The sequence below is a fragment of the Priestia sp. JSM ZJ58 genome, assembly GCF_044383985.1.
Lineage (GTDB): Bacteria > Bacillota > Bacilli > Bacillales > Bacillaceae_H > Priestia > Priestia zanthoxyli.
Genome location: NZ_JBISEM010000001.1, coordinates 1 through 18,545, shown reverse-complemented (window position 1 = coordinate 18,545; position 18,545 = coordinate 1). Strand labels below are relative to the sequence as shown.

The 18,545-nt window shown below is 38.5% G+C and carries 13 protein-coding genes, 3 tRNA genes and 1 riboswitch; of the genes, 2 read left to right on the top strand and 14 right to left on the bottom strand.

What is annotated here, in order from left to right:
- Positions 1 to 13: 13 nt before the first annotated feature.
- Positions 14 to 199: riboswitch (cobalamin riboswitch) on the bottom strand.
- A 278-nt stretch (positions 200 to 477) separates the two neighbouring features.
- From menC to ACH6EI_RS00055, 6 genes are all read right to left on the bottom strand, one after another.
- Positions 478 to 1,581: an o-succinylbenzoate synthase gene (gene menC / locus ACH6EI_RS00080; protein ID WP_028411865.1), complete on the bottom strand. Its 1,104-nt coding sequence runs from the start codon at positions 1,579 to 1,581 to the stop codon at positions 478 to 480.
- 3 nt (positions 1,582 to 1,584) lie between these two features.
- Positions 1,585 to 3,048 carry an o-succinylbenzoate--CoA ligase gene (locus ACH6EI_RS00075; RefSeq protein WP_028411866.1) on the bottom strand — a complete coding sequence of 488 codons (1,464 nt, stop codon included), beginning with the start codon at positions 3,046 to 3,048 and terminating at the stop codon, positions 1,585 to 1,587.
- Positions 3,049 to 3,130: 82 nt separating this feature from the next.
- Positions 3,131 to 3,949, bottom strand: coding sequence for a 1,4-dihydroxy-2-naphthoyl-CoA synthase (gene menB, locus ACH6EI_RS00070; RefSeq protein WP_013085280.1), 819 nt, complete (start codon positions 3,947 to 3,949; stop codon positions 3,131 to 3,133).
- Between the two features lie 16 nt (positions 3,950 to 3,965).
- Positions 3,966 to 4,775 carry a 2-succinyl-6-hydroxy-2,4-cyclohexadiene-1-carboxylate synthase gene (menH, locus tag ACH6EI_RS00065; protein ID WP_028411867.1) on the bottom strand — a complete coding sequence of 270 codons (810 nt, stop codon included), beginning with the start codon at positions 4,773 to 4,775 and terminating at the stop codon, positions 3,966 to 3,968.
- Between the two features lie 3 nt (positions 4,776 to 4,778).
- On the bottom strand, positions 4,779 to 6,533 hold the full coding sequence (menD, locus tag ACH6EI_RS00060; protein WP_028411868.1) for a 2-succinyl-5-enolpyruvyl-6-hydroxy-3-cyclohexene-1-carboxylic-acid synthase: 1,755 nt from the start codon (positions 6,531 to 6,533) through the stop codon (positions 4,779 to 4,781).
- The gene (locus ACH6EI_RS00055) at positions 6,520 to 7,941 is read right to left on the bottom strand and encodes an isochorismate synthase (protein ID WP_098627468.1); all 1,422 of its coding nucleotides are present in this window, start codon (positions 7,939 to 7,941) and stop codon (positions 6,520 to 6,522) included. The genes menD and ACH6EI_RS00055 overlap by 14 nt, the downstream gene beginning before the upstream one ends.
- 353 nt (positions 7,942 to 8,294) lie before the next feature.
- On the opposite strand from ACH6EI_RS00055, the gene ACH6EI_RS00050 reads away from it, so the two are divergent.
- Both ACH6EI_RS00050 and ACH6EI_RS00045 read left to right on the top strand, forming a co-directional pair.
- On the top strand, positions 8,295 to 9,047 hold the full coding sequence (locus tag ACH6EI_RS00050) for a TraR/DksA C4-type zinc finger protein (RefSeq protein WP_013059568.1): 753 nt from the start codon (positions 8,295 to 8,297) through the stop codon (positions 9,045 to 9,047).
- A 94-nt stretch (positions 9,048 to 9,141) separates the two neighbouring features.
- Positions 9,142 to 9,939 (top strand): TIGR00266 family protein, encoded by a 798-nt coding sequence (locus ACH6EI_RS00045; RefSeq protein ID WP_013059569.1) that lies wholly within the window; start codon positions 9,142 to 9,144, stop codon positions 9,937 to 9,939.
- A gap of 37 nt (positions 9,940 to 9,976) precedes the next feature.
- Here ACH6EI_RS00045 and ACH6EI_RS00040 read toward each other — a convergent pair whose 3' ends face one another.
- The 8 genes from ACH6EI_RS00040 to ACH6EI_RS00005 form a co-directional block, all read right to left on the bottom strand.
- Entirely contained in the window at positions 9,977 to 12,388 is a 2,412-nt protein-coding gene (locus ACH6EI_RS00040; RefSeq protein WP_028411871.1) for a glycogen/starch/alpha-glucan phosphorylase, read from the bottom strand.
- A 13-nt stretch (positions 12,389 to 12,401) separates the two neighbouring features.
- Entirely contained in the window at positions 12,402 to 13,832 is a 1,431-nt protein-coding gene (gene glgA / locus ACH6EI_RS00035; RefSeq protein WP_028411872.1) for a glycogen synthase GlgA, read from the bottom strand.
- Positions 13,829 to 14,854 (bottom strand): glucose-1-phosphate adenylyltransferase family protein, encoded by a 1,026-nt coding sequence (locus tag ACH6EI_RS00030; protein WP_025750736.1) that lies wholly within the window; start codon positions 14,852 to 14,854, stop codon positions 13,829 to 13,831. The genes glgA and ACH6EI_RS00030 overlap by 4 nt, the downstream gene beginning before the upstream one ends.
- Before the next feature lie 22 nt (positions 14,855 to 14,876).
- Entirely contained in the window at positions 14,877 to 16,028 is a 1,152-nt protein-coding gene (locus ACH6EI_RS00025; protein WP_016765788.1) for a glucose-1-phosphate adenylyltransferase, read from the bottom strand.
- Positions 15,979 to 17,940 (bottom strand): 1,4-alpha-glucan branching protein GlgB, encoded by a 1,962-nt coding sequence (gene glgB / locus ACH6EI_RS00020; RefSeq protein ID WP_033579577.1) that lies wholly within the window; start codon positions 17,938 to 17,940, stop codon positions 15,979 to 15,981. Before glgB ends, ACH6EI_RS00025 begins: the two co-directional genes overlap by 50 nt.
- Before the next feature lie 295 nt (positions 17,941 to 18,235).
- A tRNA-Glu gene (locus ACH6EI_RS00015) sits at positions 18,236 to 18,307 on the bottom strand.
- Positions 18,308 to 18,327: 20 nt separating this feature from the next.
- Positions 18,328 to 18,418, bottom strand: a tRNA-Ser gene (locus ACH6EI_RS00010).
- 3 nt (positions 18,419 to 18,421) lie between these two features.
- A tRNA-Asn gene (locus ACH6EI_RS00005) sits at positions 18,422 to 18,496 on the bottom strand.
- Positions 18,497 to 18,545: the final 49 nt, after the last annotated feature.

Sequence of the window (18,545 nt, the reverse complement as noted above, 5' to 3'; positions counted from 1 at the left end):
CTCCCGAAGAAGATAAAACGACATAAAAAAGGCAGGTCTCCTGACTTATGCTTCTTTTTACTTTAAGGCCTTCCCATGATGTTTACTCACAGTGGATCTCCTTATTTCATCAGCATTCACAGTTGCGGGGACAGCTTTGGATTTTCACCAAATTCCCTTTTAAGTCTTTTTATCAGACACCTTTTTCACTGGAAAACACAAAATATAGTATTTTATTATTGTTTAACAAACAACATATTGTGTTATGTTATAAACACATTATATAGGACAACTTAGAAAACTATCAACCTATTTTCAAAAATAATTTTGTTTTTTACGATAAAATCCTTCGACTTTTTTCATCAAACTACTCCATCATAACATGTTTTGACACGCTTGATGGAACAATGTGCTCTTTTTAAAAAATTTGTCCTATTTTTCTACTAAACATTGCCAACATCAATAAAAAAACCGTTTTTCATAAAAAACGGTTTTTAATTATTTGTATTCTTTTTCAAATGCTGTGATTGTTTTGATAAACTTTTTATCAATATCGTATCCTATCCCCGGTTTTTCCTTCACCTTTATTACTCCGGCTTCTACCTCTACTTCGGGCTTAATAATATCTTTTTCCCAATAGCGAGACGACGCAGAAATGTCACCTGGTATCGTGAAAGAAGGCAGTGTGGCAAGGGCGATGTTATGAGCTCGTGAAATCCCGGCTTCTAACATTCCGCCAACCCAAAGCCTTACACCGTGTAGGGCGCATAAATCATGAATTTTTTTTGCTACAGACATTCCGCCAACTCGACCGATTTTCACATTGATAATCTTGCAGCTTTTTTGTTCGATTGCATGACGTGCATCTTCATAGCTCACAATACTTTCATCTAAGCAAATCGGCGTCTTCATTTGCTTTTGTAATAATCGATGATCAAGGATATCATCCGAACTTAACGGCTGTTCGATCATCATTAAATTCAATTCATCTAGTTTTTTCAATGAATCACTATCGCTTAACGTATAGGCTGAATTGGCATCAGCCATAAGAGGAATGCTTGGAAATTCATCTCGAATTTGTTTCAGTAGCTCATAGTCAGCGCCTGGCTTAATTTTCACTTTAAAGCGCTTATAACCATCTTTCATATAAGTCTTTATTTGTTCTTTCATGATGGAAATATCATTTAAGCCAACTACCACTCCAGCTTCTACAGCAGGCCTTATTCCGCCAATTACTTCAGCTAAGGGCTTATTTTGGCGCTTTGCATACAAATCCCATACAGCACAGTCCAAAGCTGCTTTAGCCATGTTGTTCCGCTTTAGAGGTTTGAATAACTTTTGAACATCCTCTGGTTTTTGAAGCTGCTGGTGAAGAAGCGAAGGAATTAAAAAATCGTCTAACATATGAAAACATGTCTGAATCGTTTCTTCCGTATACCAAGGAGATGAAAAAGCAACGACTTCTCCCCATCCTGTAAATCCTTTTTCATCTTCTACTTCAAGCAAAATCAATTCTCGATCCTGGACCGTACCATAGCTTGTTGAAAAAGGAGAAAGAAGCTTCATGTCAATTTTATAAAGATGTACTTTTTTGATAATCATCGATTAAATCCCTTTCTGTATGAACGATGATAGCTTCCGGCGTATGATTTTATTAGAGGCCGTTCGCGGCAGCTCCTCTACTCGAACGAAATACTTTGGAAGTTTGTACTTTGCTAAAAATTGTTGAATGTGTAAAGATAACTCTTCATCTGAAACGTCTTCGTTTATAACAATGCATGCTGCAGGAACTTGTCCCCATTTTCCATCGGCTACTCCCGTTACACCGGCCTCTTTAACAGCGGGATGCTTCAACAAAACATTTTCAATTTCAGCTGGATATACATTTTCTCCACCTGAAATAATAAGGTCCGAACGTCTGTCTAATACATATAGAAAACCTTCTTCATCCACTTTCCCGATATCTCCTGTATAGAACCAGCCTTGTTGAAGGGCTTTTTTAGTAGCTTCAGGTTTATTTAAATATCCTTTTGTAACATTTGGACCTTTAACAATGATTTCTCCTGCTTCACGTGTTTCATTTCCATTCTCATCTACAATTTTCATTGCACACGGAAATAATGGTTTACCTGCTGATCCCAGTTTTCGCAAACTATCTTCAGGTGAAAGCGTAACGAACTGTGAAGATGTTTCTGTCATTCCATACGTTTGATAAACAGGAATTTCTTTATTCACACAAGCCTCTAAAATAGTAAGCGGTGCGGGTCCTCCTCCTAAAAGCATACAGCGAAATGTATTTGGGTATTTACGTTCAGCTAATTCATCCAGCATATTCGATAGCATGGAAGTGACAACCGAAATAATTGTTACTCCTTTGTTTTCAATGGCTTCATTCACCGCTCTTGCTTCAAATCGTTCTTCTAAAATGATTTTCATTCCGTAAAAGACGCTCCGCATTAAAATGGATAATCCGCTAATATGAAACAAAGGAACCGCTATAAGCCAGCAGTCTTTTTCATTTAATCCTAAATTAAGCGCTGAACCAATGGAACTCCACCAGTGATTTCCATATGTCTGCAGCACTCCTTTTGGATTACCTGTTGTTCCAGACGTATACATAATGGTGAACGTCTCCTCGAGATTCCACGTTTTCTGAAAATACGTTTCTGTTTCTGGAGAACTTTTTAAAGAAGATAAAGGAAGCTGAGTAATGGAACTTTGGAACTCTCTCGTTAAAAATGCTTCATCCGTAATAAGCAACGACACGTTTGCATCTGTTAGCTGATAATTGATTTCTTCATTTGTCAAACGCGTATTGACGAGCAGCACCCGAGCGCCAATATAAGAAACCGCATGTAAAATCTCAATAAACTCCACGCTGTTTTTCATGCATAAAGCAATGGTATCACCTTGCTTTACACCGTTAAACGAAAGCTGCTGCGCTACTTTTTGAACACGCTTATGAAGCTCTTGAAAAGTAAGCGACGTTTGCAGTGTTTCTACCGCCACTCGGTTTGGCGTCAAATATGCTCTTTGCATAAGCCCATTAGGAATCGTTTGGCCACTCATAAATTTCTCTCCTTTTTATACTAATTAACTAAATCAAATTGAAAAAACAGCCTGATGATAATCACCAAGCTGTTTCAGCTGTTTAAGGGAAACGTGGGAACTGTTGGAAGTCTGGATTGCGTTTTTCCTTAAATGCATCGCGACCTTCTTTTGCCTCGTCCGTTGTGTAATAAAGAAGCGTTGCGTCACCCGCAAATTGCTGGATACCAGCTAAGCCGTCCGTATCAGCATTAAATGCTGCTTTTAAGAAACGAAGAGCGGTTGGACTTTTTTCTAACATCTCTTCACACCATTGAATTGTTTCAGCTTCAAGCTGTTCTAATGGAACGACCGTGTTTACTAATCCCATGTCTAGTGCTTCTTGAGCGTTGTACTGACGGCATAAGAACCAGATCTCACGCGCTTTCTTATGGCCTACGATGCGAGCTAAGTAACCAGAGCCATATCCTGCATCGAAGCTTCCAACTTTAGGACCTGTTTGTCCAAAGACTGCGTTATCCGCTGCAATTGTTAAGTCACATACAACGTGAAGAACGTGGCCTCCACCAATTGCATAGCCTGATACCATTGCAACAACCGGCTTTGGAATTACGCGAATTAAACGCTGTAAATCTAGAACGTTTAGACGTGGAATTTCATCTTCTCCTACATAGCCGCCGTGACCGCGAACTCTTTGGTCTCCGCCTGAGCAAAATGCTTTATCCCCAGCACCTGCTAATACAATTACTCCAACGCTTGCATCGTCACGAGCATAAGCAAATGCATCGATCAATTCCATTACTGTTTTTGGACGGAATGCATTGTGCACTTCCGGACGGTTAATCGTAATTTTAGCGATTCCGTTATATGTTTCGTATAAAATGTCTTCATATTGACGTACTGATGTCCATTCAACTGTCATCTTTATTTCCTCCTAATTATGTAGTAGCTAAGAACTCACTTACTATTCTACCAAAAATCTCGGGTTGTTCCACGTGAATTGCATGGCCTGTCCCTAAAATAATTTTAGAAGTAGCATTTGGTATTAATGTTTGCATTTCTTTGGAAATTAAACAAAACTTTTGATCTACTTCTCCTGTAATAAGCAAAACCGGCATCAACAGATCGTCCAGCTTCTCCCAAAGGGACGGCTGGACTCCTGTTCCCATTCCTTTCAAACTGTTGGAAAGGCCGATTTCTGTATGCGAAAGTCTTTCTTGACGCACCGCTTCTTGAACATAGCTAGGCAATTGCTTTTGAGAACGAAAAAGAGGGATTTCCTCCCAAAAGTTCACAAATTCTTCAATTCCATTTTTCACAATGCGGCTCGCCAGCTGCTCATCTTTTTCTTTTCTTAGCTTTTGTTCTTCTCGCGTTTTTAAACCAGGCGATGCGCTTTCTAATACCAACTTTTTCACAAGGTGTGGATATCGCTGAGCAAATGAGAGAGCAAGCCTTCCTCCCATCGAATATCCAATTACATTCACCTGTGATAGAGATAGCTGTTGAAGCAGCTCATGCAGTGCTTCAACAACTGCTTCCATTGAATATGGTTTGATTTCTTTCGGAGCTGCTGATTGGCCATGACCAATAATATCAACAGCAATCACTTGATAGTCTTTAACGAATTTCTTCATAAAGGTACGCCAGGTTTGAGAAGAACCGGTAAAGCCGTGAAGAAGCAGCAGCGGCTCTCCTTTTCCCTCGGTGTGCACATAGTAAGATACACCATTTAATTGATACATCATTGCTTATTCCACACCGTTTGACAAATTTATTTCCTCGGAAACAAGTTTCCACAAACTGCGATGAGTCTCTACATTTTCTGTACGAGTTGTACGAATCTCTACAACATGTAACCCGCCTTTTGTGAAAGCATGGTTCATTGCATGTCGAAATTCTTCCCAGCTGCTTGCTGAAGAAAATGTGCCATCATACAGACGAGTGGCATGCTCAAAATTCAATCCAGTTGGCGTACCGAATAAAAATTCAAAGTGCTTTTCTTGTTTTGACTGCGGTAAAAATGAAAAAATTCCTCCGCCGTCATTGTTAACTAGCACAACGGTTAAATTTAAATTATGCATCTTAGCTGCCAGCAGACCATTTAAATCGTGATAAAAAGATAGGTCACCAATAAATAAAACGGTGTGATCGTAAGCCGTGCTTACGCCTAGAGCAGACGAAACCACACCATCAATTCCATTTGCTCCTCGGTTTACAAAAAGTGGAATATCTTTCTCCGTATTTAAGAAGAAAGAATCAATATCTCGAACAGGCATTGAATTTCCAACAAACAAAGCCGTGCCTTCAGGTACTACATCCACAATTTCTTGAACTACTTGTCCTTCGAACCATTCCTGGCCAGAAGTTAATGTTTTGAGAGCCTGTGCAGTTTGAGCATTAATCTTTTTCCATAGACTCAGCCATGAAGTAGACTCCTCTTGATTCGCTGAAAGGCGCTTGATCAGTTCTTCACAAAATAATGTTTCATTGGCTTCAATCATCACTGTTGAACGCAAAGTAGGATCTCTCCAGCCTTTACCTTGGTCAACTACAAACATTTCTTTCGGCTCGTGTGCTTTTAAAAATTGCAATAGCGGTTTCGATACCGGCATCGCGCCAAAACGAATGACAACTTCGGGGTAAAAACGCTCATCAACCTTATCACTTTTTAAAAATGTATCATATGTCTCTATTACATTTTCTTTTGAATGCTTGCCGCTTCTTAATTGTGATAACGGATCTGCGAGCACCGGAAAGCTTAAAGCGTCAGCTAAACGGCATACGCTGTCTACTGCTTTTAAAGACATTTGATCTCCGCATATAATAAGTCCTTTTGTTGTTCCCTCTAGGCGCTTCGCAATTTCTTCGAATCCTTTTTCAGATAGAGATGCTTCTCCATGAATAGCAGCCACATATGATTTACCGCGTTTCCCCTGACTCCATAAATCTTCAATAGACAAATCTGGTACAATCGGTTCACGTAAAGGTACGTTAATGTGTACAGGACCGCTCGGTATAGCTTGAGCTGTATGAACAGCCCTTGAAGCTACTGTTCGAATATAACGATTCATATCTGCACTTTCTTCTGGTAAAGCTGTATCTACAAACCACTTCGCATACTGACCGAAAAGATGATTCTGATTAATTGCCTGCGGGGCACCTATATCCCTTAACTCGTGCGGCCGATCGGCTGTGATAACGACTAAAGGAATGCGTGAGTAGTGAGCTTCAATTACTGCAGGATAATAATTCGCTGCAGCTGTTCCAGATGTACATACAAGCGCCACTGGTTTTTTCTTTGCTTTTGCTATTCCTAGAGCAAAAAAGCCGGCAGAACGTTCATCAATGTTTAAGTGCACATGAATATCAGGGTGCTCAGCCATAAGCATCGCAATAGGCGTTGAACGTGACCCTGGACTGACCACTACTTCTTCAACATTTGCTTCTACTAATTCATCCACGAATGACGCAATATACGTTGTTAATGATTTAATGTGTTCCACGCATAATCCCTCCTAAAGCTGAAAGCATCGGGTTGAATTTAATTTTTGTTTCTTCATATTCACTTTCAGGCGTAGAATCTGCTACAATTCCACAGCCCGCAAATAAAACAGCTTCTTTTTGCTGAATAACAGCCGAGCGGATTCCTACTATAAATTCACCGTTTCCATTGATATCCATCCATCCTAAAGGAGCTGCGTACCACCCTCGGTCAAAGGATTCTAGCTTTCGAATAATAGGCAAGGCCTCCTGTTGAGGATATCCTCCTAACGCTGGTGTTGGATGGAGCTTTTGAATAAATGAAAATAGCGTCACATCTTCCTTTATACGCCCTTTCACAGGTGTATACAAATGTTGAATATGCTTTGTTTTATATAAACTTGGCTTACTTGGAATTTCTACTTCATAACAATAAGAATTCATCGCTTCTTTAATCATATGAACAACAACATCGTGCTCAATTAAGTTCTTAGGATCCTGAAGCAATTCCTCACCTAGTTCGTGATCTTCCTGCCTTGTCTTTCCTCTTGGAATCGAACCCGCTAAACAAGTGGAAAACACGTAATCTCCTTGTTTTTGTACTAGTCTTTCTGGGGAAGCGCCGATAAAATGCTGATGCTCTCCCTCTAAAATATATGTGTAGCTAGTTGGCTGTTCCTTTAACAGACGCTGAAGCACGTATTCAGTAGAAATATCTTCATTAAATTTTACTTTTAATTGGCGAGCAAGAACCACTTTCTCTATAACCTGTTGCTTAATTAAAGTAGTAGCTCTTTCAATATTTCCTTTAAATTTCTCTACCCCAATTTCTTCTTTTTCCAACAGCAAAGGTGAAATATGAGATTCCCCGTCGTACTCTTCACAAAGAACAAGTTTTTGGACCTCTTCGAAATAATTGATGTGCTCTTTTACAGAATCTTGTCCTTTAACCATCATATTAACGGTAAGATATCCTTCTTTATTTACCTGGGTATATAACACAGTTGGAATCATAAATTTTGAACTCGGGAAATCACTCCAATAGTTTTCTCGATACTGATTTGGGTCAAATGAAAATCCTCCAAATAAAAGAGGACCTGTCCCATCAGGGAAAATTTGGTTATTTTTATAAAAGTCTTCTTTTATAAAGCGCTTCCATTCATTTTCAATGTGGAAATAACGTTCTTTTGCCGCATTGGTGCAAATAGTATGCGCATATCCTAATCCAACAAATGTATAATAACTGTTGGGATCTTTCCAAAAAAAGCGTTCTTTATAAAACTGGTCATGTCCGTTCGCATAAAAAATAAGGGGGTCAATAGGTCTTACTTTTTTCACTAAACTGACCAATTTTGGCTGATTTTCATTTTTTGCACGCTCAATCGCATCTTTAATGTATTCTTGTACTAACTGTTCGGTCGTTGCAATCACACTACGTCCCCCCGTTCATCTTTTTTTCTTAAGTCTGTAACTAACTTATTATAAACTTTCAGTTCAAAAAAATCTAGCATCGCGATTCATGAGCAAAAATTAATTTTGCTTGTCTAAATTACGCCTTTTCAGTAAACCAATAAAAAAATCTTTATGATCTATTTAGTACCCTTTAGCCCTCAAGAACATTATTTTTATCATACCCTTTTCTATAACCTTTACCTTTCTTTAATTTTCCACTCCATTTCTCTCTTAGCTTCATGAATACCCCAAATCCTCCTAATATGAATCGTGTTTTTTTGAATTTTTAACACATACTACAAAAGCACACTAAATTTTTAAGGGGGAGCTTCATGACACTTTCAAAACAAGAAATCAGTCAGTTAAAACAAAATTTACAGCAGCAGCAGGCTGATATTCAATCGCACTTTGATCAAAATGATCATTTTGGTCTAACTCGAAGCGACGCTCACGATGCTGTAGGAGAACTTTCAAGCTACGATAACCACCCTGGTGACACAGCCACAGAAACATACGAGCGTGAAAAAGACCTTGCACTAAATGAACATGCAAAACAAGAGCTACATGAAATAGAAGAAGCACTGCAGGCAATCGCTCACAGCACGTATGGAACATGCAAAGTATGTGGAGCAGATATCTCATTTGAAAGACTTCAGGCTGTACCAACTACTTTATACTGTAGAGAACATAGCCCATCACAGGATATTCCAAAGCACAGACCTGTAGAAGAAAATGTTCTCCATCACCCATTTGGTCAATACGACTATGACGATACCGAGACGACAGGATACGACGCAGAAGATTCTTGGCAAGACGTTGCGCGTTACGGGACGTCTGAATCTCCTTCTGATTTTATAGAAGATACGTCTAACTATAGTGAAACCTATATTGAGGCGGATGAAGCTATCGGGTACGTTGAAGATTATGAAAACTTTGCCGCTACCGATTTATATGGACAGCCTCTTCCTATTTACCCTTCAAAAGAGCATGAGCGATATGAAAATGCACTGGATGAAGAAGGTACGATGACCATATTTGGAGATTTACCGGCCTATGAGAAAGATCCATACACTGAAAAGGAGTAGTTCTTCATACTACTCTTTTTTCTATTTTTAGTAGGAGCTATGGGAGATGACATCGAATGAATAGGAGATTAGAATTAATAATGAGGTGAACATAATGAATGCACATGAAATTGATTATAAATTGTATGGAGATGACATGCAGTTTGTTGAAATTGAATTAGATCCTTCAGAAAGTGTGATAGCAGAAGCTGGAGGAATGATGATGATGGAAGATGATATTGAGATGGAAACCATTTTTGGTGACGGTTCTTCCTCCAACAGCAGCGGACTTTTTAATAAACTAAAAGGTGCTGGGAAACGCGTATTAACTGGTGAAAGTTTATTTATGACGGTATATACAAATAACGGATATCACAAGCGAAAAGTATCTTTCGCTTCACCTTTTCCAGGTAAGATTATTCCTGTCGATTTAGAGCAGCTCGATCATAAAATCATTTGTCAAAAAAGCTCCTTTTTATGCGCTGCCAAAGGCGTATCCGTTGGTATTGACTTTCAAAAAAAACTAGGAACGGGCTTCTTTGGCGGTGAAGGTTTTATTATGCAAAAATTAGAAGGCAATGGCCTCGCATTTTTGCATGCAGGCGGCACCATTCATAAGAGACAGCTGCAGCCGGGTGAACGCCTTCGTGTAGATACTGGCTGTTTAGTGGCCATGACCCGTGATGTAAATTACAACATCGAATATGTAGGGAAAATTAAAACAGCTCTGTTTGGAGGAGAAGGCATGTTTTTTGCTACTCTGTCAGGACCGGGAACAGTTTGGATTCAATCTCTTCCTTTTAGTCGACTAGCCGATCGCGTTTTATCAAGTGCAGTTTCACCAACGGGAGGTAAAGGTGAAGGCAGTATCCTTGGTTCTTTAGGTGATTTCTTAAACGGTGACAACAGATAAAATAAAAAGGTGTAGTCGTTGACTACACCTTTTTTATTTATTGATTTAATAAATTTTTAGTGGAATGAATTCCCCAAATATCAGATGCATATTCCTCAATCGTTCGGTCACTAGAAAAAAAGCCGGAATGTGCAATGTTCGTCGCACTCATTTGAAGCCATTTATTTTCATTTCCATAAGCTTCGTTTACTTTTTGCTGTGCCGTAACGTATGAGTCAAAGTCACGGAGTACGTAGTATTCATCATTTTGCATTAATAATGAATCATATATAGGCTCGAATAAGTCATATGTGTCAGGTAAGAAGCCGTTTGTGAGCTGCTCGAGCACTTGTCGAATCCGCTTATCATGATGGTAATAATCATAGGCACGGTATCCTCCATTTTGCTGATAGCTCAATACTTCTTCGGCTTTTAACCCAAAAATAAAGACATTATCTTTTCCTACTGCCTCGCTAATTTCGACGTTCGCTCCGTCCATCGTACCAAGAGTTAACGCTCCGTTCATCATGAATTTCATATTTCCCGTTCCCGAAGCTTCTTTGCTGGCGGTTGAAATCTGTTCGCTGACATCCGCTGCAGGAAAGATATACTCAGCAAGTGACACTCGATAGTTTTCTAAAAAAACGACTTTTAAAAACGGTGATGTTTGTGGATCATGATTGACAACATCAGCTACAGAATTAATTAGCTTGATGACTTTTTTTGCATAATAATAGCCGGGAGAAGCTTTCGCACCAAAAATAAATGTACGAGGCACGATTTGAAAATTAGGGTCTTCTTTTAATCGATTGTACAAATACATAATGTGCAGTACATTTAAAAGCTGTCTTTTATAAGCATGAAGCCTTTTAACCTGTACATCAAAAATAGAATGTGAATCTATTTTAATTCCCGTTTGCTCTTGAATAATATCGGCAAGCAGCTTTTTACGCTGTTGTTTTACTGTTTTTAGTCCTTGTAAAAAGCTTGGATCTTCCACATACTCTTGGAGCTTTATAAGAGAATGCGGCTGTTTAATCCATTTATCTCCTATCACCTCGGTAATAAGAGAGGAAAGCTGCGGGTTAGCTTTTAACAACCAGCGCCGGTGGGTAATTCCATTCGTTTTATTGTTAAATTTAGCAGGATAAAACTGATAAAAATCTTTCATTTCTCGTTCTTTTAAAATATCAGTATGAATCTTTGCCACGCCGTTTACTTTATAACTTCCCACAATTGCTAAATGAGCCATCTTTACTAGCCCGTGCGCTAAAATAGCCATATTTTCAATCCGCTGCCAGTCTCCTGGATATGCTTCCCATAATTCTTTACAAAAGCGCTCATTAATTTCTTCAATAATCATATACACTCGTGGAAGCAAGGGTTGAAATAAATCAATCGGCCATTTCTCAAGGGCTTCAGAAAGAGTCGTATGGTTTGTGTATGAAATGGTATTGGACGTAATATGCCATGCATCTTCCCATTCCATTTTTTCTTCATCCAGTAAAATTCTCATTAGCTCAGGAATCGCAAGTACAGGATGCGTATCGTTAATATGAATGGCTACTTTTTCGTGAAAGTTTGTAAGTGTTTGATAGGTATTTCGATGTGCTCTGATAATACTTTGTAAGCTAGCTGACACAAGAAAATATTGCTGTTTCAACCTTAATATTTTACCATCTTCATGTGTATCATCCGGATATAAAAATTCTGATACAGCCTCTGTTTGACGCTTATACTCCATCACATCTTTATGTACTGGAAATGATGAAGGCTCCGCATTCCAAAGGCGAAGTGTATTCACTGTATCTGTTTTATACCCGATAACCGGGATGTCATAAGGAACAGCAGAGACGGGTTCTCCTTTTACATGACGAAAAGAGAATGTTCCGTCTTCCTGTACCATTTCAACTTCGCCCCAAAAGTTCACTTCGATTGCTTGATCTAATTTGCGTACTTCCCATGAATTCCCATGCCTTAACCATTGTTCTGGGAGCTCAATTTGAAAGCCGTTTACAATCTTTTGATCAAACAAACCGTGTTTATAGCGAATCCCATAACCGTGACCAGGAAGATTAAGTGAAGCAAGAGAATCTAAAAAACAAGCAGCAAGCCTGCCTAATCCCCCGTTTCCTAATCCTGCGTCTACTTCGATTTCCTCAATATTTTCAAGTGAAATATTCAGATCACTTAATCCTTCTTTTACAACTTCCCGAATTCCTAAGTTCAACAGATTTTGACCCAACAGTCTGCCTAATAAAAATTCGATAGAAAGATAATACACTTGCTTTGTATGTGAAGACCTATGAATTTCATTGGTTGAAATCCAATCGCTGCTAATATACTCTCGCACCATATTTCCTAATGTATGATAGTGATCTTGAACAGTAGATTCTTTAAAGCTCTTTCCATATGTCATTTCCAGCTTTTTTAAAAAAGCCTCTTGAAAGCTTTTTTTATCAGAGAACAATCTGCTCACCCTTTCACGATGGAGTAGATGTCAAATTTGAATACAATTGATTATATTTAAATGCCGATTGCCCCCAGCTATAATCCTGACTCATAGCATCCATCATTAATTTTTTCCATACATCTTTCTGGTGATAAAATGAAACAGCTCTTTCTAACGTATGAAGCATGTCATGAGCATTATAATTCTTAAAAGAGAAGCCATTTCCCTCTCCGCTATATTCATTATAAGCTTTGACCGTGTCATTCAGGCCGCCCGTTTCACGCACGACTGGAATGGTTCCATACTTTAAGGCTATTAATTGTCCGAGTCCGCAAGGCTCAAAACGGGAAGGCATTAAAAATAAATCCGTACCGGCATAAACTTTATGAGCAAGTTCCTCATTAAAACCAATAATGGCTTTTACTTGTTGCGGGTACGTATCTTCCATCTCACGGAAAAACTGCTCAAACTCGTGTTCGCCAGTTCCTAAAATAACAATTTGGGCTCCTAAGTTAACCGTCTCATGGAAAACGTGCTTGACTAAATCCAATCCCTTCTGCTGGGTTAACCTTGTAACCATCGAAATAATTGGAACATCGTTATTTTCCTCTAATTCAAGATAGCGCTGGAGCTCTTTTTTATTTTTATATTTTCCTTCAATCTCTTCTACAGAATAAGGATAAGATATAAGCTGATCTGCGTCTGGGCTATAAGCTTCTTCATCGATTCCATTTACAATCCCAATTAAATCTTGATTTCGCTGACGCAATAATCCATCTAAACTTTCTCCGTAATAGGGCATTTGAATTTCATCTCGATATGTAGGACTTACCGTGGTAATTTTATCAGCTGATACAAGAGCCGCTTTCATAAAATTAATATTCCCATAAAACTCGAGCTGGCTTGTAGTAAAATAATAATCATTTAAATTTAATAGCTCATATAAATTGCTTTTAGGGAAAATTCCTTGGAATTGCAAGTTATGAATCGTAAAGACCGTCTGGATATGATCATACATATCATAATTAGCACGAAGTAAAAATGGAATCATAGCCGTATGCCAGTCGTGACAATGAATGATATCAGGCTCATTCTCTAAAAATGGGATAGCTTCAAGCACAGCTCTGCTGAAGAAAGCAAATCGTTCAGCGTCATCGTAGTGCCCATATAAGCTATCTCTTTTAAAATAATATTCATTATCAATGAAAATATATTTAACGCCATCCATCGTTAACGATTCAATCCCACAGTACTGTCTTCTCCACCCAACCTGCACATGAATAACTTTTTCAAGCACCATTTCATCTTGATAATGTTGAGGAATGGTTCCGTACTTTGGCATGACTACACATACGTTCGTTCCTAACTTTTTTAATTCTTTAGGCAGGGCACCTGCTACGTCTGCTAATCCTCCTGTTTTAATAAAAGGTACACATTCTGATACAGCAAATAATACATTCACGACTTCATCAACGCTCCTTGAGTTGTTCCTTTAGCAATGACTCTAGGTAGACCTGACTCACCTAGCAACGTTTCATTACTTCCTATTTTCACATCTTTGTCTAAAACAACATTTTCTAATACACTATTTTCTAAAATAACGCCTTTTTGCATCACAATGCTATTCTTAACGACCGTACCTTTTCCAATTTTAACGCCTCGGAAGATAATACTATTTTCCACATGTCCTTCAATCACGCACCCGTTTGCGATCATTGAGTTTTTCACAACCGCTTTTTTTGCGTAACGAGTAGGCGGTTCATCTTTTACTTTAGTGAAAACAGGACGTTCGTTGATAAATAACTGCTTCCAAACATCTGGAGATAAAATTTCCATACTTGTTTTATAGTAGGCATCTAAGCTAGAAATCTCAGCCGTATATCCATGGTGCTCGTACTTTTCTACACGATGAGATTGTGCCATATATCGAACCATTTCTTTAATCGTATAAAAATCATGCGATTCATTTTGCAAAATATTAACTAGAATAGATTTATTAATAATATACATATTAAGCGATTTATCACCCTGCTTCATTTCAGTAATATCTGCATTTGAAGCAATATGACGCTGCAGCACGTGCTCAAAGTCAACTGTACATATCGTATAACTATTAGCAATTAATACGTATTCCTGCTTACTTCTTAAGAAATAATCAATATGATAACGGAACTGCGTGAATAGTGATGGACTCTCTAAGTGTAAATCACTTGTCATAGGAGGGAAGATAAACAATCCATCTCGCTTCCGATCCAAATCCCATTCTTTTCCTGAACCTATATGATCCATCAATGCGCGATAGCGATCACGAGGAAAAATGGCAACGCTCGAAATTCCAGAGTTCACCATATTAGAAAGCGTAAAATCGATTAATCGATAGCGCCCTGCAAAAGGAATGGCAGCAATCGATCTATAAAAGGTTAAAGGCTGCAGCGCTGTTGTGTTTGTACAAGCATCAATAATACCAAGCATTTGATTATTCAATGTCGTTCATCCTCTCTGTTCGTTAAATGCATTTAGCAACTGATTCAATCAATTCTTGAGTAACAAGAATTACTTCTTCGCTTCCTTTGGTCGGTCGAATGATAGTACCGTCTGGAACTTCAATGTCCGATGGAACAATTGCGTTTTCAATATATACGTTAGAGCCTATCTTTGCAGTAGGCATGACAACCGTTTTCTTAACTTCAGAACCTGAACCGATTTGTACACCTGGAAATAACACGGACTGCTCTACGTTTCCTTCGACAACGCACCCTTCATTTACTAATGACTCCACCACGCAGGCGTTTGGCGCAATATATTGAGGAGGCTGATTAGGGTTAACAGAGTATACTTTCCATGAAGAGTCAAATAAATTAAGCTCGTCTTTATCACATAACAAATCCATATTCGCTTCCCATAAGCTTTTTACAGTTCCTACATCTTTCCAATAACCTTGGAATGGATATGCAATTAGCTTTTTCTTTTCATCTAGTAAAAGCGGAATAACATCTTTACCAAAATCATGGCTTGAGTATGGATTGCGTGCATCCATTTCTAAATATTCTTTTAAAATACTCCATTTAAAAATATAAATCCCCATAGAAGCTAGATTATTTTTAGGACGCTGTGGCTTTTCATCGAACTCCATTACATCTAGGTCACTATTTGTATTTAAAATACCAAAACGGCTCGCTTCTTCCCAAGGTACTTCAATAACAGAAATCGTTACATCTGCTTCTTTGTTTATATGATAATCAAGCATATTTTCATAGTTCATTTTATAAATGTGATCACCTGATAGAATCAGTACGTACTCAGGATCATATTGTGTCAAATAGTTTAAATTTTCATAAATAGCGCTAGCCGTGCCTTTATACCACTTTACTCCATCTGACTCCGCGTATGGAGGCAATACTGTGACGCCACCATTCCGTCGGTCCAAATCCCAAGCGCTTCCAATTCCAATGTATGAATTGAGAACTAGCGGTTGATATTGTGTTAATACACCTACTGTTTCAATACCTGAATTTGTACAATTACTTAAAGCAAAATCAATAATTCGGTACTTACCACCAAATGGTACAGCTGGCTTTGCTAGATTTTTTGTAAGCGAACTTAGCCGACTACCTTTTCCTCCTGCCAATAACATCGCTACGCATTTCTTTTTTAACATGTTGTTTTCTCTCCCCTCGTTTTCTCTTTGCTCGTAGTATACTAATGCCAAACGGCGGAATATTCATTTCAATGCAAAAAGGTTGACCGTGAAACGATTCATCCACTGATTTTAATGCCTTTTTATTTACAATGCCTGAACCGCCGTACACTTCGTCATCACTGTTAATCACTTCAATGTACTCTGTCTCAACTGGAACTCCAACTTTGTAAGAATGATATGGATGCTCAGAAAAATTGCTAACAACTATAAAAATCTCCTGATTTTCTTTCGACTTGCGAATAAAGGAGAAAATTTGTTGATGATGATTGTTAACATCAATCCATTCAAATCCATCTGGATTATGGTCTAATTCATATAAAGGCTTGCTTCTTTTATAAATCTTGATGAGATCCTTCATATACCCGTTAAGATTGCGATGCATGTCAAAGTCATAAAGCATCCAGTCTAACTCTTCTAAATCTTTCCACTCATCAAATTGGCCAAACTCTCCGCCCATAAATAAAAGCTTTTTTCCAGGGTGTGCAAAGAAATATCCATATAGCAGTCGAAGCTGTGCAAACTTGCGCCAGTAATCACCTGGCATCTTATTAAGCAATGATTTTTTCCCATGTACGACTTCATCATGAGAAAGCGGCAAAATAAAGTTTTCGTTAAACGCATACATTAGTGAAAAGGTCATTTTATCGTGAAGATAGGGACGTCTTTCCACGCCAGCTTCCATGTACGTTAAAACGTCATTCATCCATCCCATGTTCCACTTATAATTAAAGCCTAAACCGCCCTCATACGTAGGTGCTGTAACAAGGGGCCAATCCGTTGAATCTTCTGCCATCATTAATATCGTTTCATCAGATTTAAAAACAGCTTCATTCAATTTTTTTAAGAAGCTGACAGCTCCATCATTTACTGCTTTTCCAGAAGAATTTTGCCAATAAAGCATATTAGCTACAGCATCTACTCGAAATCCATCTATGTGGAAGTACTCCAACCAAAACAAAGCGTTCGAAATGAGAAAACTTTGTACTTCAGGCTTGCCTAAATCGAAATTAGCTGTTCCCCAAACATAGTTTTCACGGTCGGGTTCTTTTTTGTATTCATAAGTAGGTTCTCCATCGAACATATACAGACCATGTTCATCCTTACAAAAATGCCCGGGTACCCAGTCTAAAAGAACGCCTATATTATTTTGATGACACTCATCTATAAAGTTCATCAACTCTTTGGGTGTACCGTATCGACTGGTAGCAGAATAGTATCCAGTTCCTTGATATCCCCAGGATCGGTCGAGCGGATGCTCAATGACTGGTAATAACTCAATATGTGTAAAACCTTGTTCAGCAATATAAGGAATAAGCTCCTGTGCTAATTCACTGTATGTATAAAGGCTGCCATCTTCATGAGTCCTCCAAGACCCTGCATGCAGCTCGTAAATACACAGTGGTCTTTCATATATATTTTGCTGTTTTTTCTTTCTACGCCAATATTGGTCGTTCCATTTGTACCCATCCAATGAGTAAACAATAGACGCAGTGTTTGGACGCACTTCACTGAAGAAAGCGTATGGATCTGCTTTTAATTTTTTTTGATTGCTTTGTGTGATGATTTCATATTTATAAATAGTCCCTTGTTCTAATTCAGGGATAAATGTCATCCAAATACCTTCTTCATTAACTTTAACCATTGAATGTTGAAAACCGTTCCATTTATTAAAATCACCTACAACGCTTACACCCTTTGCATGAGGTGCCCACACGCAAAATCGTACGCCTTCAATTCCTTCTACCGTTACCTGATGCGCACCGAAAATAGAGTAACTGCGAAATAAGTTTCCTTCGTGATACAAATGAACATCAAATTCAGTAGGCTGAACCGCTAGATTCACTTTTGCCACCCCTTTAACTTCAAACATAATATACGCACATAATATACGCTTCTTACCACTCATTCCCTTTTATAGTAAAAACATAAACCTTTTCTACAAATATAATAGAATAAATGTTCTCTAAAATTACTCTTTATTCCATACTCTTCATACTTTATTACTTTATGAATAATTCCATATGATATAGGGAAAATCCTGCTTAAAACTTACTTTTTATTCTGAAAATTCATGGTAATTATTCCTAACTATTATTCCTGTTTACTTAATCTTTAAAAAAGCGCAAATAAAAAAAAGGTTTGCATATATGCAAACCTTTTTAAGATGACCCGTACGGGATTCGAACCCGTGTTACCGCCGTGAAAGGGCGGTGTCTTAACCGCTTGACCAACGGGCCATATTTAAATTTAAAACGACTGGCGGAGAAGGAGGGATTTGAACCCTCGCGCCGCTTACACGACCTACACCCTTAGCAGGGGCGCCTCTTCAGCCACTTGAGTACTTCTCCGTATGGCTCCACAGGTAGGACTCGAACCTACGACCGATCGGTTAACAGCCGATAGCTCTACCACTGAGCTACTGTGGAATATGGTGGGCCTAAGTGGACTCGAACCACCGACCTCACGCTTATCAGG

Coding starts and splice junctions, on each gene's coding strand:
- menC (WP_028411865.1), bottom strand. CDS start 1,581: ATGATTATCAAAAAAGTACATCTTTATAAAATTGACATGAAGCTTCTT.
- ACH6EI_RS00075 (WP_028411866.1), bottom strand. CDS start 3,048: ATGAGTGGCCAAACGATTCCTAATGGGCTTATGCAAAGAGCATATTTG.
- menB (WP_013085280.1), bottom strand. CDS start 3,949: ATGACAGTTGAATGGACATCAGTACGTCAATATGAAGACATTTTATAC.
- menH (WP_028411867.1), bottom strand. CDS start 4,775: ATGATGTATCAATTAAATGGTGTATCTTACTATGTGCACACCGAGGGA.
- ACH6EI_RS00050 (WP_013059568.1), top strand. CDS start 8,295: ATGACACTTTCAAAACAAGAAATCAGTCAGTTAAAACAAAATTTACAG.
- ACH6EI_RS00045 (WP_013059569.1), top strand. CDS start 9,142: ATGAATGCACATGAAATTGATTATAAATTGTATGGAGATGACATGCAG.
- ACH6EI_RS00025 (WP_016765788.1), bottom strand. CDS start 16,028: ATGTTAAAAAAGAAATGCGTAGCGATGTTATTGGCAGGAGGAAAAGGT.
- glgB (WP_033579577.1), bottom strand. CDS start 17,940: ATGTTTGAAGTTAAAGGGGTGGCAAAAGTGAATCTAGCGGTTCAGCCT.